Origin of the sequence: Moorena sp. SIO3A2, assembly GCF_010672265.1 — a bacterium.
Lineage (GTDB): Bacteria > Cyanobacteriota > Cyanobacteriia > Cyanobacteriales > Coleofasciculaceae > Moorena > Moorena producens.
The window spans coordinates 1-25,820 of record NZ_JAAHHC010000039.1 but is presented as its reverse complement, the minus strand read 5'-3'; the positions used below and the strand labels follow the sequence as shown (position 1 = coordinate 25,820).

The window sequence follows — 25,820 nt, the reverse complement described above, 5'->3', positions numbered from 1 at the left end:
TTTTTGGCAAAAGAGTCATTTGATCATAAGTTTGACAGGGAATCTGTCATTTTGCTATTTCAAATTCAAGATGTCATCTTCCCAAGTCTACTTTCCCCACATCCTTAGCTAACTAGTAATGTTCATGGGACTAATACAGGTGATAGGCTGCTTAATACCAGGGAAGCTGACGCTCCTGGCAAAAGCCAACCCACACTGCATCCAAATTTACATTGTAGTGTCTTGGGGACAGTGGAACGGCTTGCTGGAAGCGAAGCTTCTGGCTGGTTAAGCTTGAGCCTGTTTCTTTGAGTCCTTTAGCTAAGCAACACTATCTTAAGGCGGGAAATCGGCTTTGGAACCAGATGCTCAAATTTTATGGTGTAAGCATTCAGCCGTCAGCCGTCAGCCGTCAGCCGTCAGCCCTCAGCCGTCAGCCCTCAGCCGTCAGCCCTCAGCATTATTCCAATGCTTACCTGTTGTCTTGATGCAAAGCGCGAGTGGGGAGGGGCTGCGTGGGTCACCTGCGTCCGCACCTTGAAAGCCCCGTGGAAACCCCCGCAGGTCGGCGCTCCATCGCTTATTCAAAAGCACCTCAAGTAGCGTGCGCATTAGCTGAAAGCGGAAAGCTGAAAGCGGAAAGCTGAAAGCGGAAAGCTGAAAGCTGAAAGCGGAAAGCTGATAGCTGAAAGCTGAAAGCGGAAAGCTGATAGCTGAATACTTAACTTAGGGTGAGCTAGTGTCTGTGTTTTTCTATATGCATCACCTATATGCATCAATAGTCACGCTGGTTAAGCTGGATGCTAGAGCAGATGGAAAGATCAAGGGGACTTGATTAGGTGAAGAAGACATTCTCTTCTCCTTATTTTTCCGATCTTTTCGAGTACCGTAGCCTTAACGAGCGTGCAATTTCCCTATACCCTAAACCCCGATCACCCTGTCAACTACCGCACACTGACCCGATGCGGGTACAGTGTGGGCTTGAATAAAGCCTGTTGACCAGACGGCCTTAAAAATAAGCGCAGCCGTTAGTACCAAGAGTTAAAGTTCGTACCTTGGAATGCGTGCCAGTTCCAAGCTCTACAACCGGGTGATTAAACAGGCCATTCGGGAAAGCCAGTGTGATCCGGAAAGTACCGAGTACTAACACCGTCTAGGCAAACCTTACCAAGAAATTGAGAGGTACAGTAATGTACACTTTTGTTTACGATAAAAACCTCTTTCCTCTAGACCCCTGCCATCCGGCACGGGCAAGAAAATTGCTAAAAAAGGGGCGTGCTAAGGTGTTCAAGCGCTACCCCTTCACCATCGTAGTACTAGACAGGACGGTCGAGGATTCAGTTACCCATCCCTACCGACTCAAAATAGACCCAGGCTCCCAAAAAACCGGCATTGCCATAGTTCAAGAGCAGACCGGACGGGTGACTAATGCCTTCGAGATTGAACACCGAGGGCAGCAGATTAAGAAATCTCTAGACTCTCGTAGAAAGTTAAGACAAAGGCGGCGTAGTCGTAAACTCCGATATCGCAAACCTCGGTTTCTTAACCGGACTCGAAAAGAAGGCTGGCTCCCACCATCTCTTGAAAGTCGGATTGCGAACGTCGAAACCTGGGTCAGGCGGATTCTAAGGGTATGTCCGATCACGGCACTCTCTCAAGAGTTAGTCAGGTTTGATATGCAGAAAATGCAGAACCCCGAAATTAGCGGCGTTGAGTACCAGCGAGGAGAACTATTCGGTTTTGAAGTCAAAGAATATTTACTCGAGAAATGGGGTAGAAAATGCGCTTATTGCAGTACTGATGGTGTTCCTCTTGAAATAGAACACATTCAAGCTTTAAGCCAGGGTGGCTCTAACCGAGTCAGCAACCTGACCCTGGCTTGCCGCCCTTGCAACCAAGCTAAGGGAAATCAGCCGGTGGAGATGTTTCTGCTGAAAAAACCGGACGTGTTAAAGCGGTTATTAACCAAAGCATTAACTCCTTTGAAAGATGCGGCGGCGGTTAATTCAACCCGATGGGAATTGCTCAGGAGACTCAAAGGGTACGGGTTACCTGTGGAAACGGGTACTGGTGGTCAGACTAAATTCAATCGCAAACTCCAGGGGCTTGCTAAAACCCATTGGACAGACGCGGCTTGTGTTGGTACTTCTACACCCGAAAGACTGCTAATTAATCGGCTCAGACCTCTGATTGTCAAAGCCAAAGGTCATGGCAGGCGGCAGCGATGTCGAACCGACCGATATGGCTTTCCTAATGGACATGCTCCCTCACAGAAATTCTTTATGGGGTTTCAAACCGGGGATTTAGTCAAGGCCGATATCCCATTAGGTAAATACGCGGGGCAGTATACCGGACGAATTGCGATTCGCTATAGGCCATCTTTTAAGCTGAGCACTAAGATAAGGAGCTTTGATGTACATCCGAAATATCTAAAAACCATTCAGCGAGCGGACGGCTATCAATACGGACTTTGAATCAACGGACTCGCTACCGCTCGACAAATTTATTGGCGGTAATTCCCCGGGCGCTAACCCTAACGGGTTTAGGCGTCCGCCCCCTTAACGCTTTTTAGGTGGTCAATTCCTTGGAGGATTTTTGATGACAAAACAGCTGAACCTACTGGAAAACAGTAATGTCATTCCCACAGCCCTGCATTTGGAGATGCAACGGTCATATCTTGAATATGCCATGAGTGTGATTGTGGGGCGTGCTTTACCTGATGTCCGTGATGGGCTTAAGCCCGTACATCGACGTATCCTATATGCGATGCACGAATTAGGGTTAACCCCAGATCGACCATACCGCAAATGTGCTCGTGTGGTTGGGGATGTGTTGGGAAAATATCACCCCCACGGTGACCAAGCGGTGTATGAAGCCATGGTGCGTTTAGTCCAAGACTTTTCCACCCGCTATCCCCTCCTTGACGGTCATGGCAATTTTGGTTCGGTGGATAATGATCCACCAGCAGCCATGCGTTACACTGAAACCCGACTTTCTCCCGTGGGCGCTCAAGCCCTATTGTCAGAAATTGGGGAAGCAACCGTTGATTTTATCGACAACTTTGATAGCTCCCAGCAAGAGCCAGTGGTACTCCCGGCACAATTACCGGTGTTGTTGCTCAATGGTTGCTCTGGCATTGCTGTGGGCATGGCCACCAATATTCCTCCTCACAATTTGGCAGAGATAGTAGATGGCTTGATTGCTCTGATTGACCGGCCCAATTTACCAGATGAAAAACTCTGGGAATTAATTCCCGGACCTGATTTTCCCACTGGGGGGGAAATTGTGGCAGCTGAGGGGATTCGGGATGCCTATACTACCGGTCGTGGCAGTATACCGATTCGAGGCATCACCAAGCTTGAAACCATTCAAGTCGGTCGAAAGAAACGGGGGCAGCGTAGGGCAATTGTAGTGAGTGAGTTGCCCTATCAGGTCCATAAGGCCGCCTGGATTGAAAAAGTAGCAGCTTTGGTGAATCAAGGGCGTATAGAAGGGATTAGCGATATCCGAGATGAAAGCGATCGCGAAGGGATGCGGGTGGTGGTGGAACTCAAACGAGATGCTCAGCCATCAGCGGTTCTCCAGCAGTTGTATAAGCAAACTCCCCTGCAAACAAACTTTGGTGCTATCCTGCTGACCTTGGTAGATGGACAACCCCGACAACTTACCCTGCGGCAGTTGTTAGAATCATTTATTAGCTTCCGAGAACAGACTCTAACCCGCCAATATACCTATGAGCAGTCCCAGAAAGAAAGACGTCTTCACCTGGTAGACGGGTTACTGGCTAGCCTCAATCAGCTGGATGCCATGATTGACATTCTCAGAAATGCTCCTGATGGTACCACTGCTAAGCTGTCCCTGCAAAATCAGTTAAACTTAAGTGAAATCCAGGCTGACGCAATTCTGGCCATGCCCATGCGACGGCTAACTGGCTTAGAACGAGAAAAGTTAGAGACCGAGGGTGAGGAACTTTCCCAGCGCCTGGAACAGCTGCACCAATTACTCAATGATCGGCGGGAATTGCTCAAAGCCCTGAAGAAAGATTTGCGATCGCTTAAACGCAAGTACGGTGATCCTCGCCGTACCATAATAAACTCTATTGCTTCCACTGAAAAAAAGCTAGAACAACCGACAGCTGCTCAACCCAGGAGTAAGAAATCTGCTCAACCCCAAAAAACTCCTGATACCCTACCTAATGCTCCCACTGAGCCAGAACAAACACTTCTAGAATTTACCTCTCACGGGTATGTACAGCGGCAAAGTGCCACAACACAGCCAAAATTACCCAAGTCAATTAAACAAGGGGAGGACTTTGTAGTTCAGGCTCAGCTGTTGCTCACCACACAAGAATTAATGGTAATCACTGGTTCTGGCAAAGCCTACCCAGTCAAAATTAGAGATATTCCACCAGCGGCTGGACGCAAGCAGGGTATTCCCTTGGTAAAGTTGCTGCCAAATTCTGCCCAATCAGAAACAGTTGTGGCTCACTTTAGGGTGCCAGATGACCTAGAAAACTTCACCCTAGTTTTGCTGACTCACCAAGGTAAAATTAAGCGTGTATCAGTATCTGAGTTGACAAAACTAACGAACCGTGGTATGTTGCTTACCAAGTTCAGAAATGATGATCAACTACAGTATGCCAACCTATCTACTACAGCGACACAAGTGGTGGTAGCAACCAGCAATGGACGGCTTTTGCGGTTTGAGGTGAATGACAAACAGTTACCGATTATGGGACGCAGCGCTCAAGGAAATCAAGCTTTGCGGCTAAAGGGTAAAGAAAAGCTGGTTGGCTGTGTTGTCCTAGGGGAAGAGGAAAACCTCTTACTGGTGTCTGAGCAGGGGTATGGAAAGCGCCTCCCCGTGCAGGCGATCAGGTTGGCTAATCGGGGAGACCTGGGAACTCAAGCGCTACAGTTTAAAACCGCTAAAGATGGTTTGGTCAGCATGGTCAGGGATTCCATCGCCAATGACGTCATGGTAGTCACTTCCCTTGGCGGTAAGCGTTTAGCTATGAAATCCGTGCCGATTTGGGGAAAAGATGGCACAGGCGATCGCATTGCCCAACTCAAGCCGGAGGAAAAAATCATCAGCGTTACTCCTGTGATTCAGGACTTAACTGTTTAAGGCGATAGCCCACACTGTGAACGGTTTCAATCAAATCTCTGGGTGCGCCAGCTAATCTCAGTTTGCGCCTCAAACTTTTGATGTAAGCGTTGACCGTCTCCTCTTCGGGAGGGTTTTCAAAAGACCAGACGTGCTCGATAATAACACTGCGAGTTAGTACCCGCCGACCGTTGCGCAGCAAAAACTCCAGTAAACTATACTCCTTACGGGTAAAGTGGATAGGTTGGTGAGCATAGCTTACTTCATAGGTACTCGGGTCAAGACGCAAATCTCCCCACTTAAGTACTGGTGGTGCGATAGATTGACCTCGGCGCAGCAGAGCCCGAATCCGAGCAAATAATTCTGGTAAGTCAACTGGCTTAACTAGATAATCATCAGCCCCTGCATCTAGACCCTTGACTTTATCATTAGTGGTATCGCGACCCGTCAACATTAGAATCGGCATTTGATAGCCTTGGGCTCGCAATTTTCGACAAACACCAAAGCCATCGAGCTTGGGCAGAGTCAGATCTAGCACCATCAAGTCATAATCAAGCATTTGGGATTGCTGGCAAGCAATTTCCCCATTGGTAACCAGATCAACCACGTAACGTTGGTTGGTGAGGGCTTCGGATAAATTTTCAGCAAGGAGAATATCATCTTCCACTAATAAAATTTTCATTGTAGAAGTAGTTTTTTGTTAAAAATGACTGATAAGAGTACATAGGTAAAGTCTAAAAGAGATTGGAGTGGCGATTCTAGGTCAAGATTAACTTATGTGACTCTCGTTCCTCCAGTTTCTACCTAGATCAGCAACAGTTAAGTTGACAGCAGTCGCAACCACTGTTCATAATTATCAGGTGGATAAACTTTAGCATTCAAAATAAACCCTTGGCTAACGTTGTTGTAATTGGTGCCCAGTGGGGCGATGAAGGAAAAGGCAAAATAACAGATCTGCTGAGTCGTTCAGCAGATGTAGTCGTCCGTTACCAGGGGGGCGTCAATGCTGGGCATACGGTTGTTGTTCAAGGTCAAACCTTTAAACTGCACCTGATACCTTCTGGAATTTTGTATCCGGATACAGAGTGTATTATTGGCTCCGGTACAGTTATTGACCCAGAAATTTTAATTGCCGAACTTGACCAACTTGAAGCACTGGGCATTTCCACTAAAAATCTGCTGATTTCAGACATAGCCCATGTCACGATGCCTTATCATCGATTGATTGACCAAGCATCGGAAGAGCGCCGGGGTAGGCAGAAAATTGGTACCACGGGTCGTGGTATTGGTCCGACCTATGCGGATAAATCAGAGCGTACTGGTATTCGGATCATTGACCTGATGGATCCGGAAGTATTGGTAGAAAAGTTAACCTGGACGATTAATTATAAGAACCCTATTTTAGAGAAGCTCTATAATCTATCGCCCTTAGACCCAGCTGGTGTGATCAAGCAATACCAGGAGTATGCTGAACGGCTAGGCTCCTATGTGGTGGATAGTTCCTTGAAGATTTATGAGGCGATTGAGCAAAAACGCAATATTCTGTTTGAAGGGGCTCAAGGGACACTGCTAGATTTAGATCATGGGACGTACCCCTATGTAACCTCTTCCAATCCAGTGGCTGGCGGAGCTTGTGTGGGTGCTGGTGTCGGACCGACAATGATTGATCGGGTGATTGGTGTGGCAAAAGCTTACACAACCAGAGTCGGAGAAGGACCGTTTCCCACAGAGATTCACACTCGAGAAGGAGAGTTACTTTGTGAGCTAGGATCAGAATTTGGGACAACCACCGGTCGCCGCCGCCGTTGTGGCTGGTTTGATGCCGTCATTGGTCGCTACGCTGTTCGGATTAATGGTCTTGACTGTCTAGCGATCACCAAACTGGATGTACTCGATACCTTTGAAGAAATTAAGGTCTGCGTCGCCTATGAAATTGACGGTGAACTCACTCGGGAATTTCCTAGCAGTACTAGCGTGTTTGCCCGATGCCAGCCCGTTTACAAAACCCTATCAGGTTGGCAAAAATCTACTGCTGAATGTCGGTCTTTAGAGGATTTACCAAAGGAAGCCTTGGATTATCTTAAATTCCTGGCAGAACTGATGAAAGTTCCTATTGCTGTGGTTTCCTTAGGAGCCAGCCGTGACCAGACAATTATTGTGGAAGACCCAATCCATGGTCCAAAGCGAGCACTATTGGATGCTAGCGGTACACCGATAACTTCGGGAGTTTAAGTGCGTCAGGGTATCAGGGCGTCAGGGTGTCAGTCGGAGAGTTTGAATCTCAGTAGTTTCCGATTCGATTAAAAACCCTGACCTACCATTGAGGTCAGCACCTCCCTCGGTGGCGGAATCGACCGGTAGCTGACCAGTAATTGCCATTAATTTGGCTACGTTATCTCGAAGAGTTAAAGTCCTAGCGATGAATGTTACTGTAGAATGTCAAAAGCGACCAGAAGGTAGTAAGCCGAGAGCCTTACGCCGTTCTGGATTGATTCCCACCGTACTTTACGGTCACAATGGTGCAGAATCTGTATCCTTAACTATGACGGCTAAAGCAGCAGAAGACTTGCTTAAAACAGCCTCGGTTAATAATACCCTGATAGAGCTCTCTATTCCCGACATTTCCTGGAATGGTCCAGTGCTGCTGCGGGAGATACAATCTCATCCTTGGAAAAATTCCCTTTACCACCTCAGTTTTTTCTCAGTGGCTTCTCAAAATAAAGTAGAGGTTGTTGTACCTCTGAAGCTAGTGGGAGAAGCCGTGGGAGTTAAGCAAGGTGGAATTTTGCAGCAAAGGCTTACAACAGTAAAAGTGCAATGTCCCCCAGATAAAATTCCCGAAACCATTGATATTGATATATCAAATTTGGAACAGGGTAAGATGCTGTACATTTACGAGTTAGTCTTGCCAGAAGGGATCGAGGTTATGGATGAGCCTAAATTAAGTGTTCTTGCTATCACTTCTAAATAAAGCGTTGCAGAATACAGGTAAGCATATGCTTACCTTAAATCCTATTTTGTTAATTGCCGATTGAGCACTGAGAATTTTCACTGAGAATTTTCACTGTTCAATTTTAAATTAACAAATAACGTTCCATGATAAATATTCAACCGAAAACAATATCATTACTTTATACAGTAATCATAGAGCAATGATAGGTTGGTTATAGTTGTCTGATTAAGCCAGGGCAGAGTTAAAATTTCCCTGGCTTTTTTGTGAATGATTAGTTGGATTGGAAGAAAATGACAGAAAACTCTCAACAGTCAAGACCTATTGATGTCTTTGGTGTCGGAAATGCTTTAGTCGATATTCTGGCACTGGTGGATGATGATTTTATCCGGCAACATGACCTGAATCGAGGGGCAATGACTTTGATGGATGCCCAAAAGCAGGCTATGATTCTACACAATCTTGAGCATCATTCTCTGGAACTAAGCTCAGGAGGCTCGGCTGCTAATACTATGATTGCGATCGCTCAAAGTGGTGGTAAAGGCTTCTATTCCGGTAAAGTCTCTAGAGATACCAATGGGGAATTTTACCGACAAGACTTATTGGAGGCAGGGATTCAATTTGATGTGCATCCAGCTGAGCTATCTAGTGGTCCAACTGGTACCTGTGTGGTTCTAACTACCCCTGATGCTGAGCGTACTATGTGTACTCATCTGGGAGTGTCTACTACTTTGGCTCCTACTGATATTGATGTAGAACGACTCAGCCAATGCAAATATAGCTACGTTGAGGGCTATCTGTGGACGGGGGATGGCACTCGGAAAGCTTGTATTGAGGCTATGGAACAGTCCAAGCTTAAAGGAGTAAAGAGTGCTTTTACCTTTTCCGACTTCTTTCTAGTAGAGAATTTTGCTGATGATTTCCGTCAGCTGATTACAGATTATTGTGATGTGGTCTTCTGTAACGCGGAAGAAGCACGTCACTTCTGTGGATTGGAATCCTTGTCTGATTGTGCTGGTAAAATTAGTGAGTTAGTGGATACAGCTTTTATCACTGATGGCTCTAATGGTTGTTTAGTGGTGGAAAATAAAACAATTTTCCAGGTGCCTGGATTCCCAGCTAAGGCCGTGGATACCGTAGGAGCTGGTGATGCCTTTGCCGGTGGTGTGTTGTTTGGAATCACCAATGGTTTGACCACTAAGCAAGCAGCACGTTGGGGAAACTATTTTGCTTCAAAAGTAGTACAAACTCATGGTCCACGTCTGGAGGGTTCTCAGGCTGAGTCTGTCAAGGAAGTTGTTAGTAGCGATTAAGCTATTGTGTATTTAATTTAGACAGCTTTCGTTCGCGTAGCGTGGCCTACGGCCAATCATTGTAAGCATTCAGTCATCAGCTGTCAGCTAACAGCTGACAGCTGAATGCTTCCCAATTAGTAAACAGTTCCAAGTTAACTGTTTATTGAAAAATGACACAGACAGATATTCCCAGTTTAATTAACCAGATGATGCAGCCGGAATTTTATCCTCATCCGGTGAAACTACCTATTGAACTGATTCAGACCCATGCTTCCTATGTGCTGCTTACTGGCGAGTACGTCTATAAAGTCAAGAAAGCCGTATATTTTGGATTCCTGGACTATTCAAGTTTAGCTCAGCGAAAGCATTTTTGTCAAGAAGAAATGCGCATCAATCAGTCAGTTTCTCCTGAGATTTATTTGGAAGTTGTGCCAATCATTAAAACCAGTGATGGGTTTGGACTAGGGGGAGTGGGTGAGGTGGTAGAGTATGCAGTTAAAATGCGCCAGTTTCCTCAAGAGTCTCTGTTAAGTACTATCCTGGAACAGCAGAATCTTACCACAACTCATAGGTTGGAATTGGGAAAAGTTGTAGCTCAGTTCCATCAAAGGGCGAAGACCAATAATTATATCCGTAGTTTTGGCACAGTTGCTAAAATTCGGGAGGCGATTGACCAAAATTATCAGCAAAGCCAAAAGTACATTGGTGGACCTCAAACTGGGAGCAGGTCAAATAAGCCTAACAAATGAACTACTTGACAAAACAACAAAAATCCTGTGTTCGAGCCGGTCTTAGTTGCAGAACAGATGAACTATTTACCAGAGGAGCAAGCAATTACCCATGAGGGGGCGATCGATAAGGTAAAAATATTCGGTAAAAGTGACATACTCCCCCTATTACCTATTACCCATTACCCATTACCCATCACCATTCCCCATTCCCCATTCCCCATTCCCCATTCCCCAGATAAGCGTACAAATGTTCTGCATAAGTGACATGCTCCCTATTTGAGATGGTAAGTATGACCGACTGGCTTTCCGAGAATTAGCGATCGCAAAAGCCAAGCGTTATCAGTTACCGATACAAATTATTTACGCTCTGCGCACCAGAAGCTGTGTTATGCGAACGCGCCCCGCGTGGCCTACGGCCAATCGCTTATTATCTCGTAGTGGGGATGTGTCTGATGCTACGGTTGATTTGCTTAAGGGTCAACAGGCTGGATTTGAAGGGTTTACAGAAGAGGAACAATCTTTGGTGATTAGGTTGGATACTAGTCAGGATTGGGAATCCCAGTTGTTAAAGTAAGAAGTATGAACAAGGCATCAAGTATCAATTATGAAGGCTTAAGTATCAATTATGAAGTATGAAGGGTTAAGTATGCAGTGTAAGAGCATCTCAATTAGGCTTGACACAAGGAGTTAGAAGAATCTAATCTATGGTCAATGAAACTTGAACTGAGAACTTGAATCATGTAATCATGATCCATACTGATAATAAAAATAACAGTCACAAATGGGAGCGCTCTGATGTTATCGCTGCCTTTGCTTTAATAGTATCAATTTTGACTTTTGTATTTAGCTCTTCAGGACAGAGAGCACTATGTTCCATTGGAGTTTAAAATGAGACCTGTCCTGAAATCCCACCTTGTGTTATCGGTACAGGTGATACTTGTAATTGCGCGGATTTTAAAAGTCAAAGACAAGCTCAATTATTACTGAAAACCTATCCCGGGGATATTCACAACCTCGATGGTGATCAAGACGGTATAGCTTGTGAGAAGCTCTTACAAATCCAAAACTAAAGATGTACTTGGAGGACTGACTTAGGCGTTTGATTGACTTCAGGTTATAACCAAGGTTCAGAAACACCTGTTACCCAAGATCTGGCGGCCAATGCCAGTCGTTCATCTAGTAGTTTATCGATTACGTGGCCATTGAGGTTCGCTCGCTGTACGTGATTCTTATTCTCACAGGGCTGATCTAATGATATAGGGGATATAGGGTATGTATTTACAAATTGTTAAGCTGTAGGTGTTGATGCCCTAATGTGTTATACTTAAGTTGTAAAGAAAAATACAAATATGCGCTTATTATAAAGAGAAAAAGTTATTTATAGTAAGGAATCAAGGTCTTCTTTGTGGTATCAAAGGCGAAAAACATCTATGATACCAAATTTTAGCTAAAATCAGCAATCAGCTATCACGTTCTTGAGGGTTGGGTTGTTCAGGATAACTGATGTACTCCCGTACCTCAGTTAAATACCTAAGTTTTCCTTGATCAAAAAATTGACTATATAGCACTACCCATTCAGATTAGGACATTGTCTTGATGCAAAGCGCGAGTGGGGGAAACCACGGCAAAGCGCGAGTGGTTTGAAGTTACCGTAAGACAGGCTCGCCTTAATCAATAAGTTTTAACCCTTTTTTGCATAACCTACCAACCATAAAGGCTCAACGTAATCAGGTTTCGTCTCCGGGGGGAACCCCCAAGACCGCGCTGCCTCCCCAAGACCGTAATGGTGCGTTTTCCGCATTAAGAATGAAATTCGCCACGGGTCGCACCTCTGCATCGCTCCTAAACTCCGAAACGTAAGTAATCGCTTACTTTTGACTTCTGACTTCTAACTTCTGACTTGCCCGTAGCGCTATAAGTACCCGCAAGGGTACTGTCAAGCCTAGTGCAACCTTGCGATTATGTACATGGAAAGAACATTCACTTGAGTTCTTTGTAGTAGTTAATTGTAAGGAGAATGGTTATGTCAGAAACTGAAATAGTTTCCAATCAAACCAACCAAGGCAAGGAAATAGAACGGGAGGATCAGCAGCTCCATGAAATCACTTCCAGCGAAACTCAATCCCAGTCAATAGATACCGAAGACCAATTTGAGGGAATGATGGGTCGCGGTGAAATCGAAGCAGTACCCAGATTCAATAAATCCCGAGCGCTTAATGAGGGTTTTGATTTCCAGGAAAGAATGTTGGTCACAGAGGATATGGAAAATCTTCCAGATGCTGGTGCTGGAGAATTCCAAAGGCCAGAGTCAGTATGTGGTAGTGACGACCGCATCCGCATTTCTTCACTTACTAGTATGCCCTGGCGATGGATTTGCCAGTTAATCATTACCAAAGCTAATGGGAGGCGGTCTCTGTGTACTGGCTGGTTGATTGGACCACGGACAGTAATGACTTCTGGACACTGCGTCTATAGCCATAGTGCTGGTGGTTGGGCCAGGAAAATTGAGGTCTTTCCCGGTATTGATGAAAACGAAGCTCCCTTCGGCTCCCAAGTTAGCACATCCTTCCGCAGTGTAAAAGGCTGGACACAAGAACAAGATGATGATTTCGACTACGGAGCAATTATTCTACCGGATGACACCCTAGGGAACCGAGTCGGCTGGTTCGGATTTGCCAATCTATCCGACGACTTACTCACAAATCTACTGATAAATAACTCTGGCTACGCTGGTGACAAACCATTTGGCACACAATGGTTCAATGCTGGTCGAATTACCAGAATCACTGGTCGCAAGCTCTCCTATATGCTCGATACCTATGGCGGTCAAAGCGGTAGCCCAGTCTGGCGCTTGCAAGATGGTCAACACCATGTAGTGGGAATTCACGGCTATGGTGGCTGTCCTAACAGTGCTGTCCGCATCAATAAGTCTGTGTTTGATAACATGTCGGCTTGGAAAAATGTCTAATATAGCGCTACGCGCAAGTCAGAAGTCAGAAGTCAGAAGTCAGAAGTCAGAAGTCAGAAGTCAGAAGTCAGAAGTCAGAAGTCAGCTATGACTAAGTTTAGGAGTTTAGGAATGTCAAACATCTGAATGCGTTGCTATATCAGCTTTTAGTTATCAGCTTTTAGCTCACGCTAAAAGCTGACGGCTGACGGCTGACGGCTGACCACTGATACCTGAATGCTTACAGTTCAACTAACAAAGGAAAAAACTGTCAGATGACTACTAAACTACAAATTCCTGTTAAATCTTTTGCTTTGAGCAGTCTTATCGGATTATGCCTGCTGTTTTCCGCTTGTAGCGCTCCGCAACCAGACGTTCCATCGGAAAACAATCAGGGTAATAATCCAGATAATAATCCAATAGAAAGGTCAACTGATGAACAAATGATTATCGAAGGTAAAATTGTCGCAGTTATGGAAAGCTTCCCTCTACAGTTAAAGGTAGAGACGAAGTCTGGTTCCTATAGTGTACAACTTCTTTCCGATACCAAAATCACTCGTCAAGGAGAAACTGTTGACCCAGGAAAATTAAGTCCTGATCAGAAGGTTCGGATTAAAGGTCAGAGTTCTGGTTCCAGTAAGTCTGCTATCACTGCTCAAACTATTGAAATCCTTTAGTAAGCTATCAGCATTCAGCTATCAGCATTCAGCGGTCAGCGGTCAGCGGTCAGCGGTCAGCGGTCAGCCTTCAGCGGTCAGCCTTCAGCGGTCAGCGGTCAGCGGTCAGCGGTCAGCGGTCAGCCGTTAGCGGTCAGCCTTCAGCGGTCAGCCTTCAGCGGTCAGCGGTCAGCGGTCAGCGGTCAGCCGTTAGCCGTTAACTGTTCGCGTAGCGTGCGCGTAGCGCATAAGCTGATAACTGATAACTGATAACTGATAACTAAAAACTGAAAACTGAAAACTGAAAGCTGAAAGCTGAAAACTGAAAGCTGAATGCTGAAAGCTGAAAGCTGAAAGCTGAAAGCTGAAAGCTGAAAACTGAAAACTGAAAACTGAAAACTGAAAGCTGAAAGCTGAAAGCTGACCGCTGAAAGCTGAAAGCTGAATGCTGACCGCTGAATGCTTAGAAATCACCTTTGTTTATCTAACAATGGAGCTGCCTCTAGCAAGGTTCTAGTGTAAGGATGCTCAGGATTAGTAAACAGGTCATGAGTTGGTTTCTTTTCAACAATCTGACCTTTATTCATCACGGCGATTCCATCACAGAAAAACCGTGCTACCCAGAGGTCATGAGTAATAAACAAATAGGTAAGATTAAAGGCTTCTTTCAACTCCAACATTAATTCTAGTACTTGAGTTTGGACACTAGCATCCAGCATACTCACTGGTTCATCACAAATCACCAAACTAGGATGAGTAATCAATGCCCGAGCAATAGCAACCCGTTGTTGTTGTCCTCCAGAAAGGTCAGCAGGATATCGATTATAGTAATCTTCTACAGGCGTTAATCCTACCCGTTCTAGCATTTCCTTGACCTGGTTTTTTGCTGCTGTTGGATTAGCCGCTAATTTATGAATAAATAACGGATCGGCAATACTTTCTCCCACAGTCATTAAAGGATTAAGACAAGCATGGGGGTCCTGAAATACCATTTGGATTTGACGACGAATCTCTTGTAGGGAATGTCGATTGAGTGTAGCTAAATTTGTGCCTTGAAACTCAACGGTTCCAGCAGTAGGACGAACTAATTGCAAGATAGTGCGAGATAAAGTACTTTTACCACAACCGGATTCTCCTACTAGTCCCAAAATTTCACCAGGATATAAATCAAAACTGACGTTATCCACAGCTTTGATAACGTTTTTTTCTTGAGATACCAGTTGCTGAATAAAATTGCTTTCTAAGGTATAATATTGCTGGAGATTGGTAACCCGTAGCAAAGGGGTAGGAATGGCAGAGCTGGAATTACCCTCATTGTCATTAGTGTCAGGGTCATTAGTGTCAGTGTGCTCTCTAACTGCCTGGAGATGTAGAGCTGCTTCTAAAAGCGATCGCGTATAATCATGGTTAGGTTGCCACAGAATCTGTGCCACTGGCCCAGTTTCCACCATTTTCCCACCATACATGACCGCAATGCGATCGCAATATTCCCCGATCATGGCCAAATCGTGAGAAATCAGTAACAGTGCCATGTCCCGTTCTCGACAAGCCATGGTTAATTCTTCTAATATCTGTGCCTCTACCGTAACATCCAAGCTAGTGGTGGGTTCATCTGCTACAATTAGCTTGGGATTGAGCAACAAGGCTAATGCGATCGCAACCCGTTGCCGCATCCCACCACTAAATTCATGGGGATATTGAGAGAAGCGATTAGCGGGAATTTTCACCGCATCTAGAGTTTCTATTACTTTTGCTTTAGTCTCACGTCCTGATAGCTGGGGTTGGTGAGCTCTGAGGGTTTCTAGGCAGTGTTCCCCTATACTCATTAAAGGGTCAAGGCGAGTCATCGGGTCTTGAAAGACTAGGGCTACTGCTTCTCCCCGAAACTGGCGCAGCTGTGCAGGGGTTAAATCAAAGACAGACTTTCCTGCAAACCTAACCTGTCCTTTCACTCGGGACCGTTGCGGTAACAACTGCATGATTGCTCGTCCCAGAGTAGACTTACCGCAGCCTGACTCACCGACTAATCCCAGTCGGTCCCCTGAATCTAGGATAAAGGAAACATCATCTACTGCCCAAGTGGGTTTTTCAAGGGATTGGCTGCTAGGATAGGCCACCTGCAAGTTTTCGACACAAAGTAGCGCTTCACTCATCTATTAAATATTTCTCTCCCAATAATATAAAAACTTTGATGCCATAACCATTAAATTTTGATTAAAATTTGTAAAGCTAGACTAATTCCTATCTAAGTCAACTGCTCTGATCGAGTTCATGAGGCCGCCAGTAGGATTGAGCAAAGTTATCCTATAAACATCTTTTTGACATCTTTTTGTCAGGGCATCACCATGGAACCTGTAAATCCCCAAGTGTCTAATCACTATCAGCCAGATTCAAATTCTCAAAGCCAAGAAGAAACCAAAGCCAAATCCTCGGCATGGCTACTCACAGTCCTGTTTTTGGTAGGAGGTCTAGCTTTGTTGCAAATCTCGACAGTACCAGAACCCCCTGTAGCCCAGACGAAAACTAAACAGACACCACCGCGACCTGTAGAAACTATTCCCCTGACCTTAGGTAAAGGAATTAAACGGATCCAGTTACTGGGTGAAGTAGAGGCAAGTGAAAAAATCACGATTAAATCTCAGGTGGATGGTGTAATACAACAAGTCAAAGTCCGAGAAGGCGATCGCGTTAAACCGGGCATGACCATTGCTATTCTTGATGGTGCTGACCAACAGTTAGCCCTCGCCCAAGCTAAGGCAAGGCTTGCTCAGGAAAAAAGTAATCTCGCTCGATTACAAGTGGGAACCCGTCCAGAAATTCTTGCCCAACGGCAAGCAGAACTGGATGCCGCTAAAGCTAGGGAACAAGAAGCAAAGGACAACCTTGATGGTATGATAGCCGTCCAACCCAATTTAATTGCCCAACGGCAAGCAGAACTAGATGGGGCTCAAGCTCGGGAACAAGAAGCCAAGGATAACCTAAAACGCATTGAAGCCCTAACTCTGGAAGGAGCTCTGTCTGAACGAGCAAAAGTGGAAGCCGAAAAAGCAGCTGATGCAGCTACCAGTGAGCGCTTACGGGCTCAAGCTGCCCTAAGTGCAGAACAAACTAAAACCCAGCAAGAGATTGCTGAAGCCAGAAGTACCGTTGATGCCACCATCAGTGAGCGGTTGCGCATTGCAGCTCTGTTAGCGGAAGCCCAAGTCGGACCAACCCAGGAAGAAATTGATGCCCAGAAAGGGGTAGTAGCAGCAGCTGTTGCAGCGGTTGAGCAAGCTCAACTAGCATCAGAACGAGCCACGATTAAAGCGCCTATAGCCGGAGTTGTGCAATCCCGCCAGGTTGACACTGGCAACTATGTTGAAGGTGGCGATGCCATCATTACCTTGGTCAATAATGCTCAATTCGATATCTTTCTACAAGTACCAGAAAAGTTTACTAATCAGGTCAAACCAGGGATGTATGTGGAATTAACTGCACCGCGAAGTTTACCTAACTGGCAGCAACGAGCACAGATTACCAGCGTTGTGCCTACAGCCAATGCCAACTCACGGCGACAACTAGTAAGGGTAAATCTCAACAATCCCCCAAAAGACTTATTAGCTGGAATGGGAATTGAAGCCACCTTAGATTTACCCATTGATGTAGATCCCAGTTTTGTTATCCCCCGTGATGCCATCATTAAACGAAAAAACCAATCCTTAATATATACCATTTACCAAGACAAAGCACAAGAGTTTACCGTAGAAATATTAGCGGATATGGGGGAAAAACTCCTGATCACTAATCAAAAATTACAAGCCAATCAACCCCTAGTTGTGTCAGGTGGTGAAGGACTAAAAAACGGCGCACCAGTCAAAATTACTAGTCCTTAATTCCTAATTATTGAACCTATTGCAAACCTGAAAAACTAGTACCGCTGTGCGGAATTCAAAATTCAAAATTCAAAATTCAAAATTCAAAATTATTACATGTTTAGTTATTAGAGGTTTAATATATAAGAGTTTTGCTATTTTTGAAAAGTATATTGATTTCCGCCGTGCTGTATAGCGGTTTTCAATTTGGTGAGGTACAGATTACCTGGTTTTAGGGAACAGCGGATCTGGGAACAGGGAACAGGAAAGAGGAACCCACCCCTAGGGTGTGTTTTCAAAGTTTTCCGCAAGATATTAGATCCCCCCCAGCCCCCCTTATTAAGGGGGGAGCCATACTCAAAGTCCCCCTTTTTTAAGGGGGACCAACGGGGGTACTCGGAGTTTGAAGACACGCCCTAACCCCTCCCAGGAGGGGAAGAGGGAACAGGGAAAAAATCCTGTGTACCTCATTAGGCTAGAAACCGCTATATTAGTCTCTAGAATCCTTCCCGATTCCCGATTCCCGATTCCCGATTCCCGATTCCCGATTCCCGATTCCCGATTCCCGATTCCCTGTTCCCTAATTCCTAGTTCCTAAAGTTGCCAACTTCGGTGAAATTTGATGAAACTTATCGAAACAGCTGTCCGCTGGCGACACGGAACATTTGTTCTGTTCTGCCTCCTAGCCCTATGTGGCATCTTAGCCCTATTCCAGCTTCCCCTAGAACTTAGACCAGGAGGTGATACCCCAGAAATTACCATTAGCACCTCCTACGGTGGAGCAGGACCGACGGAAGTAGAAGACCTGATTACTAGACCGATCGAAGAAGCGCTCGAAGAAGTCACAGGAGTTAAAGAAATTACCAGTAGCTCTCGCCCTGGACGCAGTCGGATTTCTCTGGAATTCAATTGGGGAACAGATATTGATGCTCGCTTAGTAGATGTCTTGAGCAAATTACAGCGAGTGTCCTCTCTACCTCCAGAAGCGGGAGACCCCTCTGCTGAAGTGGTCAGTGGTGTTAGCCGTCCCATGATGTGGATTGTCCTAATGCCCAAAGAAGGCTATGATTCTGACCCAGACCATTACCGTGACTTGATTAAAGATGCCATCGTACCCAAGTTACGCCAAGTCGAAGGAGTAGCTCAGGTTCTTACTCCTGGGGGACGGGAACGGGAAGTGGAGGTGATTGTAGACCCGAAAGCCTTAGCTGACCGCAATCTAACCCTTTCTAATGTCGTGAATACTTTGCGCAATAATAACCGCAATATTCGGGGTGGACCGATGGTAGTGGGAAGACGGGAATACCGAGTCCGCACCGTCAGTCGCTCTGAGGATGTGAAGGAGTTGGAAGGGTTTGTGTTGCGCCGAGACCAATCAGGAACTGTCTATTTGGGGGATGTAGCTGATGTCGAAATTGGTCGCAAGCTTGAAAGTACGGTTCTTGTAGCAAATGACCAACCAACCGCTGGCATTGGTATCGAAAGACGAATTGGTGCCAATGTCCCAGAGATATCTAAGGGGGTCAGAGCAGTACTCAAGAAACTGGAAGCCCAACTGGAACAGCAAGGGGAAGGTGTCCAGTTCTTAATTAACTACGACGAGAATGACTATATTAACCAATCTATTGCGTTAGTGCAGCAAAATTTGATCATGGGGGCAATTCTAGCATCCCTAGTGTTGCTGCTGTTTCTCGGGTCATTGCGAACCGTAGCAGTCATTGCCCTTACTATTCCGACTACTATTATTACCGTCTTTATTGTCTTAGCCTTGCTAGGTCGGTCTCTGAATGTGATCAGTCTGGCAGGATTAGCCTTTGCGGTCGGAATGGTCGTAGATAATGCCATTGTGGTGCTAGAAAATATCTTCACCCACATGCAACGGGGAAAAAATCCGCTCCGAGCTGCTATTGACGGTACTCAAGAAGTGTGGTCAGCTATGCTAGCCTCTACTCTGACTACCGTAGCAGTATTTGCTCCCATTGTTTTAGTCACAGGGGAAGCAGGACAGCTGTTCTTTGATATTGGTATTGCTCTATCGACATCGGTATTGTTTTCCCTGTTTGCAGCTCTGACCCTAGTGCCTATGCTATCGGGACTGTTTCTTAATCAAGCGGAGGCGCAACAGATTTTGCAGGGGATGGGGGATGTCGGCACCCAAGGTTTAGACCCAAAACCATTGCGCCCAAAGCAGCGAAATAGAGGAGCCAAAATCCAAAATGTCCTAGTGCTAGCTGTAGCCAAAACTTCAGCAGTGTTTCGAGTATGGCAAGGCAAGCTAGAGGGATTTTTATTAAAAACCGTGCGTTGGTCTCTTGGTGGCAAACGGATCGGAAGGCGTTTGGCTGTGTTGTTGATTCCTGTAGTATTGCTCTTTGTCAGTATTCGGTTACTCCCCCCCATGGATTACCTACCAGAAGGGAACCGTAATTTAATTATGTGGTTAACGGAACCCTTTCCAGGCACCAGTATTCCAGAATTCCTACGGCTATCTCAACCGGCCAGAAAGTTTTTGGCACAGCAGCCGGAAATTGACCGAACCTTGCTATTAGCAAGCTCCGGATGGAAAGCAATTTTTGTCCTTCTCAAGCCAGAGTTAGCTACCGCTAGGAATCTCGATGACATGGTGAATCGGATGGGAAAGGTAAAGTCTAATTTCCCTGGTTATCGCTTTGTGGTTGCCAGGCGCACTGCCATTTTTCGGAATCCAGGCAAGTCCTATAAAGTGCGTCTGGTAGGACAAGACCTGGATCAATTAAACCAGTGGGGTCAGGATATTACTAAGCAATTGCGCCAACTGGACGGTGTGCGCAATGCTCGTTCCAGTTTTGTTACTGGTGCGCCAGAATTACAAGTAATTCCCAATCGGGTGCGACTGGCAGAAGTGGGCTTGTCAGAAGCTGAGTTAGGGAGAATGGTTGAAGCTGCTCTCGGTGGGATTAAAGCCTCAGAATTTGTGGATGGTAAACGGGAACTGGATGTGACCGTTGAATTACAACATACCGTTGTCAAAACCCCAGAGCAGTTGCGTCAGTTAGTGATCTATACTCCCAATGGTGGGCAAGTACAACTAGCTGATGTCGCTGAAGTAGTAGATACCACCGGACCCGATCGGATTGACCGAGTGGATTTACAGCGTTCTATTACCCTAACCGTTAGTGTCGAGCGCTCAGCTCCCTTAGGCAAACTAGTTCAACAGACAGAGCAGCAAATTCTCAAACCCTTCCGGAAAAACCTACCTGCTGGCTATCGTGTCGAGTTAGCTGGTTCGGCAGATTTGCTATCGGAAACGTTAGTGCAGTTGGGGTCAATCTTTATTCTGTCTTTAGTGATTACCTATCTGTTGCTAGTCGCACTCTACCATTCTTTTCTCTATCCCATCGTAATTATGGCAACCGTACCGATAGGATTAACCGGAGCGTTGTTGAGTTTGGTGATAGTGAACAGAATTCCTGGTGTTTTGGTACCACTGGATATGATTACTGGGTTGGGATTTGTGATTCTGACTGGAGTTGTGGTGAATAATGCCATCCTTTTGGTAGACCGAGCCTTGCAATTACAGCAACAAGGAATAGATTACGATACATCGTTGTATAAAGCTGTATGCGATCGCTTACGACCGATATTCATGTCTGCTGGCACTACAGTACTAGGAATGTTACCGCTAGCAGTAATACCAGGGAAAGGAGCTGAATTATATCAAGGGTTAGGGATTACCTTAACTGGGGGATTAGCCTTGTCTACATTACTGACACCTACAGTAGTTCCAGCATTGATGGGATTATTAGGAGACTTTAGGGGTCAAAAGCTGAAACCTTCTGAGGTGAATAATAAGGAAGAATCCCGTGAAATGGTTAGAGTTGATTAATCTGACGTTGCTGATTCAGTAACACCCATATCCTCACCCTGACTAGGCGTTTGCTACCATCTGAAATAGCAACCTGATAAAGTCATGACTCTAGCAATTGCCCTTGAACCCGCACCAATAGAGACAGATGCCTATGGTGTTGTACGAGTTGGCAAAACTCGTGTCACCTTAGACACTGTTGTGACTGCTTTTCTTGAGGGATGCACGCCAGAGGAAATCGCAGAGCAATATCCATCACTACAACTACCAGATATCTACTTGGTTATCGGTTACTACCTCAGACATCGAGATGAGGTTCATACCTATCTGGTAGAACGTCAACGTCAGAGAGATGCAATTCAGCAGGAGGCTGAACAACGCTTTAATCCAATGGGAATACGCGATCGCTTATTAGCTAGGCGCAATCAATCCAGGTAATCCCAAATGGTTCGATTCCTGGCAGATGAAAATTTTAATAACCAAAAGATTAGTTGCTTAATCGATAATGGGTAATGGGTAACTGACCTAACTGTACCTGAGATGATTCCTAAAAAAAAATCGTGTAGGTTAAACATGTATCAGTAGAGTCATCATGTTGCACCAACTCCTCACCTGGATCATAGCCCTAGCCCTAACCCTCTCCACTGCCTTACTACCCATTGCTCCTGCCTCGGCTAACCCAGTCCAAACCGAGAACGTCGAGGTGCAATTGATCAGCGAAGTGATCAACATTCAACCTGGAACCCCCTTCTGGGTAGGACTACACTTCAACATCAATCCCGCCTGGCACACCTATTGGCGAAACCCTGGTGATTCGGGTCTTGGAGCTACCCTTAAGTGGACCCTACCCCCCGGCTTTGAAGTGGGAGACATCGTTTGGCCCTATCCCCAGCGGCTACCCCTTGAGCCATTAATGAACTTTGGCTATGAAGAAGAGGTTACCCTACTCAGCCAAATCACACCCGCAGCCAACCTAGCGACTCCCGATTCTCTGCAACTCCGAGTAAAAGCTGATTGGCTCGTGTGTGAAGTAAACTGTATTCCCGAAGAAGGCACCTTCAACCTCACCTTACCAATTACCTCTAGACCTCCCTTAGTCAACCAAAATTGGGCACAGGTATTTGAGCAAGCCCGTCAAGGTCTACCCAAACCCTCCCCATGGCAAGTCACGGTCACTATCGAACCAAAAGACTTAGTCCTGCACGTTGAAGCCCCGGAAATGGAAGAGGCTCAAATCCAAGAGGTGACCTTTTTCCCACATCAAGACGGTATCATTAGCAACCCAGCGCCTCAAATCGCAGAACTTAATCAAGATGGAATCACCTTGCGATTAGAGCGAGGCTATCTTAGGAAACTCGACCCCATCACTGGAGTGCTAGTGGTTCGAGAATCCCTAGACAACCAATCCGTAGTCCAAGCCTTCTCCATTGAAGCCGCAGTCAGCAATGAAATAGGCAAAACCGCCCCAACCCCAACCCAACCCCGATGGCAATTGCTCCTGCTAGCACTACTCGGAGGCATAATCCTAAACCTGATGCCCTGTGTTTTGCCAGTGCTATCCCTCAAAGCACTCAACATAGTCCAAAAATCCCAGAAAAGTCCCAAACAAGTGAGACGCCATGCGATCGCATTCACCGTAGGCATTCTGGTCAGTTTTACGGTAGTGGCCAGTGTGCTATTAATTTTGCGATCGCTAGGGCAACAAATCGGCTGGGGATTCCAGCTACAATCCCCCGTTTTCGTGACCTTAATGGCATATCTAATGTTTGCGGTTGGCTTAAGTCTATCGGGAGTCTTTATCTTCGGTGCTTCCATCATGGGAATTGGGCAACGATTAACCACTCGCTCAGGATACATCGGGGAATTTTTCACAGGAGTCTTTGCCACCGTAGTCGCCACTCCCTGCACCGCACCATTCATGGCAACCGCCCTGGGAGTAGCCCTGACCCAATCCGTACCGATAGCGATCGCAATCTTTGAAATGCTCGGTCTTGGGCTAGCCCTGCCCTACCTAGCCATTAGCTTCACCCCAGGATTGCAGCGTATTTTACCCAAACCAGGAGCATGGATGGAAACCTTCCAACAGCTTCTGGCATTCCCCATGTACGCCGCCACCGCCTGGTTAATCTGGGTATTAGTCCAGCAAACTGGAACCAACGGTTTAGCAGCTGCCCTAACAGGGCTAATCCTAATTGCCTTTGCCACTTGGTTGCACCAAAAAACCCGCCTACTCCCCCCTCTAGGAAAGCATCTTGGCTCAATCTGCGCCTTAGTCGCCCTAGGATTTTCCCTGAGCTTAGCCCAAGTTTCCACCACCACTCCTACTGCACTGACCCATAATCAAAATAACGGCATCAAATGGCAAGGCTATACAGCTCAACGACTAGTTAAACTAAGGCAATCAGGAAGCCCAGTATTCCTGAATTTTTCAGCATCCTGGTGCATTACCTGTCTAGTTAATGAGCGTGTAGCCCTCAACCAGCCAGAAACCATAGCCGCCTTTGAGTCTAAAAAAATTGCCCTACTCAAAGCAGATTGGACTAATCGTGACCCAGCCATCACCAAAGCTCTAGAATCCTTCGGACGTAGTGGCGTACCCCTTTATGTATTGTATCCACCAGACTCAGAATTTACCCAGCCGATTATACTACCTCAGATTCTATCCCCAGAGCAAGTTCAACGTGCCATCAAAAAACTATAGCAAACGGAGTCAGGAGTCGGGAGTAGCGTAGGGTGCGTTAGGGGCGGGCGAGCCCTCATTTTCTGCCTCTAAACCAGTGTTAAGATAGCCAGCCCCGTAACGCACCATCGGGTCAAACAGCAAACAAGAGATGCACCCCAGCGGATTTGGGAGTAGGGAGTAGGGAATATGGCATCAAAAATTATCACAATTAATTTAGGATCCCTATATAAAATTTAGGTAGAATTTAATGAAATGGCAAATAACAAGTAACAAGTAATAATCAACAATCAACAATCAATAATCAACAATCAGCCATCAAAAAACATGAACAACTTTCTCAAATTTAACGGTCATAAAATTACCACCACTGGATTAGTAGCCCTAGCCTTAATTATCACTGGATGCCAGACTAATCCCCTCACCAAAGATGCCAAAAATACAAGTCAAGTATCCACCGCAATTGCAGCATCATCACCATTAAATATTGATGAAAAAGCACCAGAATTCACTGGAGTTGATAGCAACAATACCACCCACAAGCTCAGTGATTTCAAAGGCAAAGTCGTAGTATTAGAATGGACTAATCACCAATGTCCCTTTGTCCGCAAACATTACAACAGCGGTAACATGCAGAAACTTCAGAAAGAAGCCACCAGCAAAGGAGTAGTCTGGTTATCCATAATCTCTTCAGCTCCAGGAAAGCAAGGTCATGTCACCCCTCAAAAAGCCAATGAATTGATTAAAAGCAGTAGCGCTAATCCCACAGCAGTAATTATAGACTCCGAAGGCACCATTGGTCGTCTATATCAAGCTCGCACCACACCCCATATGTATGTTATTGATACTGATGGAGTCTTAAAATACATGGGAGCAATTGATAATAAACCCTCAGCTAATCCAGCCGATGTAGAAACTGCTAGCAACTATGTCCAAGCTGCTGTGGATAGTGTTATTACTAATAAACCAGTAGAAACAACAGTCACTCAGCCTTACGGTTGCTCAGTTAAATATAATAGGTGAACTACCCCGACCTACTTCGTAGAGGTCGGGGCTTCCAGCTTCACGGAAGAACGCCTTAACTTGGACGGACGCCCACGTCTTGGTCTTACTTCTTCTCCACTGGCGTTGTCCCCCCCCGTCCCAGAGGAGGATAGCATTCTGATTCCTTCTGCCCTAATATTTTTTGCCGCATTACCATCTCTATCGTGGTGAGTTCCACAACTTGGACAAGTCCAAGTCCTTAAGTCAAGTGGTAACTCTTTGATTTGATAATGACAATTAGAACAGGTCTTAGAACTGGGGAACCACCGATTTATCTCTACCAATACTTTCCCTTCTTTTTCGCATTTGTAAGAAAGGAAATTGACAAAGGTTCCCCAGCCCAGATCAGAAATTGCTTTAGCTAATTTATGGTTACGAACCATGCCCTTGACATTCAGGTTTTCGACTACCACTACTTGGTTCTGATCTACTATCTTTCTAGACAGCTTATGTAGGTAGTCTTGGCGGACATTTCCAATTCGCTCGTATACCTTAGCTACAATCTTTCTGGCCTTTTTACGCCCACTGCTGCCTTTTTTCTTTCGAGCAGCAATACGCTGTTTTTTGGCTAACTTCTTTTCATACTTAGCCAGATGCTTGGGATTACTGAACTTAGAGGTCTTTTCACCGTCATAGGTAATCGCCAAATCTTTGATACCTAAGTCAATACCGATCACCTTAGGTGCGCTTGACCTTGGCGAATTTAATTCGCCTAGGTCAAGCGCACCTCCGTA

The 25,820-nt window shown here is 45.7% G+C and carries 23 protein-coding genes; 19 read left to right on the top strand and 4 right to left on the bottom strand.

Going from position 1 to position 25,820, the window contains the following annotated elements; translation table 11 throughout:
* Positions 1-287 precede the first annotated feature (287 nt).
* From F6K64_RS29125 to F6K64_RS29115, 3 genes are all read left to right on the top strand, one after another.
* Positions 288-467 (top strand): hypothetical protein, encoded by a 180-nt coding sequence (locus F6K64_RS29125; protein ID WP_287267173.1) that lies wholly within the window; start codon positions 288-290, stop codon positions 465-467.
* A gap of 702 nt (positions 468-1,169) precedes the next feature.
* Positions 1,170-2,453: an RNA-guided endonuclease IscB gene (iscB, locus tag F6K64_RS29120; RefSeq protein ID WP_008190597.1), complete on the top strand. Its 1,284-nt coding sequence runs from the start codon at positions 1,170-1,172 to the stop codon at positions 2,451-2,453.
* A gap of 124 nt (positions 2,454-2,577) precedes the next feature.
* On the top strand, positions 2,578-5,106 hold the full coding sequence (locus F6K64_RS29115; RefSeq protein ID WP_287267170.1) for a DNA gyrase/topoisomerase IV subunit A: 2,529 nt from the start codon (positions 2,578-2,580) through the stop codon (positions 5,104-5,106).
* Here F6K64_RS29115 and F6K64_RS29110 read toward each other — a convergent pair.
* Entirely contained in the window at positions 5,075-5,767 is a 693-nt protein-coding gene (locus tag F6K64_RS29110) for a response regulator transcription factor (protein ID WP_287267167.1), read from the bottom strand. The two genes, F6K64_RS29115 and F6K64_RS29110, sit on opposite strands and share 32 nt — an antisense overlap.
* A gap of 209 nt (positions 5,768-5,976) precedes the next feature.
* Between F6K64_RS29110 and F6K64_RS29105 the strand changes: the two genes are divergently transcribed.
* Positions 5,977-7,317, top strand: coding sequence for an adenylosuccinate synthase (locus tag F6K64_RS29105; protein ID WP_008190589.1), 1,341 nt, complete (start codon positions 5,977-5,979; stop codon positions 7,315-7,317).
* A 21-nt stretch (positions 7,318-7,338) separates the two neighbouring features.
* Here F6K64_RS29105 and F6K64_RS29100 read toward each other — a convergent pair whose 3' ends face one another.
* Entirely contained in the window at positions 7,339-7,464 is a 126-nt protein-coding gene (locus F6K64_RS29100) for a hypothetical protein (protein WP_008190587.1), read from the bottom strand.
* 40 nt (positions 7,465-7,504) lie between these two features.
* Here F6K64_RS29100 and F6K64_RS29095 point away from each other — a divergent pair, with 40 nt between their 5' ends.
* The 9 genes from F6K64_RS29095 to F6K64_RS38475 all read left to right on the top strand — a co-directional run bounded on the left by F6K64_RS29095 (position 7,505) and on the right by F6K64_RS38475 (position 13,885).
* Entirely contained in the window at positions 7,505-8,056 is a 552-nt protein-coding gene (locus F6K64_RS29095; RefSeq protein ID WP_008190585.1) for a 50S ribosomal protein L25/general stress protein Ctc, read from the top strand.
* 272 nt (positions 8,057-8,328) lie between these two features.
* Complete coding sequence (locus tag F6K64_RS29090) at positions 8,329-9,348, top strand: adenosine kinase (RefSeq protein ID WP_008190583.1); 1,020 nt, start codon at positions 8,329-8,331, stop codon at positions 9,346-9,348.
* Between the two features lie 152 nt (positions 9,349-9,500).
* Positions 9,501-10,079, top strand: a complete 579-nt coding sequence (locus F6K64_RS29085) for a hypothetical protein (RefSeq protein ID WP_008190580.1) — start codon at positions 9,501-9,503, stop codon at positions 10,077-10,079.
* 27 nt (positions 10,080-10,106) lie between these two features.
* Positions 10,107-10,325, top strand: coding sequence for a hypothetical protein (locus F6K64_RS29080; protein WP_008190578.1), 219 nt, complete (start codon positions 10,107-10,109; stop codon positions 10,323-10,325).
* A 124-nt stretch (positions 10,326-10,449) separates the two neighbouring features.
* Positions 10,450-10,635 (top strand): hypothetical protein, encoded by a 186-nt coding sequence (locus F6K64_RS29075; protein ID WP_008190569.1) that lies wholly within the window; start codon positions 10,450-10,452, stop codon positions 10,633-10,635.
* A gap of 331 nt (positions 10,636-10,966) precedes the next feature.
* Positions 10,967-11,131 carry an excalibur calcium-binding domain-containing protein gene (locus tag F6K64_RS38480; RefSeq protein WP_081432012.1) on the top strand — a complete coding sequence of 55 codons (165 nt, stop codon included), beginning with the start codon at positions 10,967-10,969 and terminating at the stop codon, positions 11,129-11,131.
* Between the two features lie 953 nt (positions 11,132-12,084).
* Complete coding sequence (locus F6K64_RS29070) at positions 12,085-13,029, top strand: trypsin-like serine peptidase (protein WP_008190568.1); 945 nt, start codon at positions 12,085-12,087, stop codon at positions 13,027-13,029.
* A 254-nt stretch (positions 13,030-13,283) separates the two neighbouring features.
* Positions 13,284-13,685 carry a hypothetical protein gene (locus tag F6K64_RS29065; RefSeq protein WP_287250651.1) on the top strand — a complete coding sequence of 134 codons (402 nt, stop codon included), beginning with the start codon at positions 13,284-13,286 and terminating at the stop codon, positions 13,683-13,685.
* Between the two features lie 20 nt (positions 13,686-13,705).
* Positions 13,706-13,885, top strand: coding sequence for a hypothetical protein (locus F6K64_RS38475; protein ID WP_071986983.1), 180 nt, complete (start codon positions 13,706-13,708; stop codon positions 13,883-13,885).
* Positions 13,886-14,134: 249 nt separating this feature from the next.
* On the opposite strand, the gene F6K64_RS29055 is transcribed toward F6K64_RS38475, so the two are convergent.
* On the bottom strand, positions 14,135-15,817 hold the full coding sequence (locus F6K64_RS29055) for a dipeptide ABC transporter ATP-binding protein (protein ID WP_287267165.1): 1,683 nt from the start codon (positions 15,815-15,817) through the stop codon (positions 14,135-14,137).
* A 192-nt stretch (positions 15,818-16,009) separates the two neighbouring features.
* On the opposite strand from F6K64_RS29055, the gene F6K64_RS29050 reads away from it, so the two are divergent.
* The 6 genes from F6K64_RS29050 to F6K64_RS29025 all read left to right on the top strand — a co-directional run bounded on the left by F6K64_RS29050 (position 16,010) and on the right by F6K64_RS29025 (position 25,065).
* Positions 16,010-17,539 carry an efflux RND transporter periplasmic adaptor subunit gene (locus F6K64_RS29050; RefSeq protein ID WP_008190564.1) on the top strand — a complete coding sequence of 510 codons (1,530 nt, stop codon included), beginning with the start codon at positions 16,010-16,012 and terminating at the stop codon, positions 17,537-17,539.
* A gap of 439 nt (positions 17,540-17,978) precedes the next feature.
* Positions 17,979-18,116, top strand: a complete 138-nt coding sequence (locus tag F6K64_RS29045) for a hypothetical protein (protein ID WP_154659972.1) — start codon at positions 17,979-17,981, stop codon at positions 18,114-18,116.
* Between the two features lie 24 nt (positions 18,117-18,140).
* Positions 18,141-21,383: an efflux RND transporter permease subunit gene (locus F6K64_RS29040; protein WP_287267162.1), complete on the top strand. Its 3,243-nt coding sequence runs from the start codon at positions 18,141-18,143 to the stop codon at positions 21,381-21,383.
* Positions 21,384-21,467: 84 nt separating this feature from the next.
* Positions 21,468-21,800 (top strand): DUF433 domain-containing protein, encoded by a 333-nt coding sequence (locus tag F6K64_RS29035; protein ID WP_287267159.1) that lies wholly within the window; start codon positions 21,468-21,470, stop codon positions 21,798-21,800.
* A gap of 154 nt (positions 21,801-21,954) precedes the next feature.
* Positions 21,955-24,063, top strand: coding sequence for a protein-disulfide reductase DsbD family protein (locus tag F6K64_RS29030; protein WP_287267157.1), 2,109 nt, complete (start codon positions 21,955-21,957; stop codon positions 24,061-24,063).
* A 306-nt stretch (positions 24,064-24,369) separates the two neighbouring features.
* Positions 24,370-25,065, top strand: coding sequence for a redoxin domain-containing protein (locus F6K64_RS29025; RefSeq protein ID WP_287267155.1), 696 nt, complete (start codon positions 24,370-24,372; stop codon positions 25,063-25,065).
* A gap of 11 nt (positions 25,066-25,076) precedes the next feature.
* On the opposite strand, the gene F6K64_RS29020 is transcribed toward F6K64_RS29025, so the two are convergent.
* On the bottom strand, positions 25,077-25,820 hold a 744-nt coding region (locus F6K64_RS29020; RefSeq protein WP_287267152.1), incomplete at its 5' end, for an RNA-guided endonuclease InsQ/TnpB family protein.

Excerpts from the sequence above, each read along its gene's own strand:
- F6K64_RS29110 (WP_287267167.1), bottom strand. The coding sequence starts at position 5,767 with ATGAAAATTTTATTAGTGGAAGATGATATTCTCCTTGCTGAAAATTTA.
- F6K64_RS29050 (WP_008190564.1), top strand. The coding sequence starts at position 16,010 with ATGGAACCTGTAAATCCCCAAGTGTCTAATCACTATCAGCCAGATTCA.
- F6K64_RS29065 (WP_287250651.1), top strand. The coding sequence starts at position 13,284 with ATGACTACTAAACTACAAATTCCTGTTAAATCTTTTGCTTTGAGCAGT.
- F6K64_RS29115 (WP_287267170.1), top strand. The coding sequence starts at position 2,578 with ATGACAAAACAGCTGAACCTACTGGAAAACAGTAATGTCATTCCCACA.
- F6K64_RS29025 (WP_287267155.1), top strand. The coding sequence starts at position 24,370 with ATGAACAACTTTCTCAAATTTAACGGTCATAAAATTACCACCACTGGA.
- F6K64_RS29035 (WP_287267159.1), top strand. The coding sequence starts at position 21,468 with ATGACTCTAGCAATTGCCCTTGAACCCGCACCAATAGAGACAGATGCC.
- F6K64_RS29085 (WP_008190580.1), top strand. The coding sequence starts at position 9,501 with ATGACACAGACAGATATTCCCAGTTTAATTAACCAGATGATGCAGCCG.
- F6K64_RS29090 (WP_008190583.1), top strand. The coding sequence starts at position 8,329 with ATGACAGAAAACTCTCAACAGTCAAGACCTATTGATGTCTTTGGTGTC.
- F6K64_RS29040 (WP_287267162.1), top strand. The coding sequence starts at position 18,141 with ATGAAACTTATCGAAACAGCTGTCCGCTGGCGACACGGAACATTTGTT.
- F6K64_RS29070 (WP_008190568.1), top strand. The coding sequence starts at position 12,085 with ATGTCAGAAACTGAAATAGTTTCCAATCAAACCAACCAAGGCAAGGAA.
- F6K64_RS29075 (WP_008190569.1), top strand. The coding sequence starts at position 10,450 with ATGCGAACGCGCCCCGCGTGGCCTACGGCCAATCGCTTATTATCTCGT.
- F6K64_RS29055 (WP_287267165.1), bottom strand. The coding sequence starts at position 15,817 with ATGAGTGAAGCGCTACTTTGTGTCGAAAACTTGCAGGTGGCCTATCCT.
- F6K64_RS29095 (WP_008190585.1), top strand. The coding sequence starts at position 7,505 with ATGAATGTTACTGTAGAATGTCAAAAGCGACCAGAAGGTAGTAAGCCG.
- F6K64_RS29030 (WP_287267157.1), top strand. The coding sequence starts at position 21,955 with ATGTTGCACCAACTCCTCACCTGGATCATAGCCCTAGCCCTAACCCTC.
- F6K64_RS29100 (WP_008190587.1), bottom strand. The coding sequence starts at position 7,464 with ATGGCAATTACTGGTCAGCTACCGGTCGATTCCGCCACCGAGGGAGGT.
- iscB (WP_008190597.1), top strand. The coding sequence starts at position 1,170 with ATGTACACTTTTGTTTACGATAAAAACCTCTTTCCTCTAGACCCCTGC.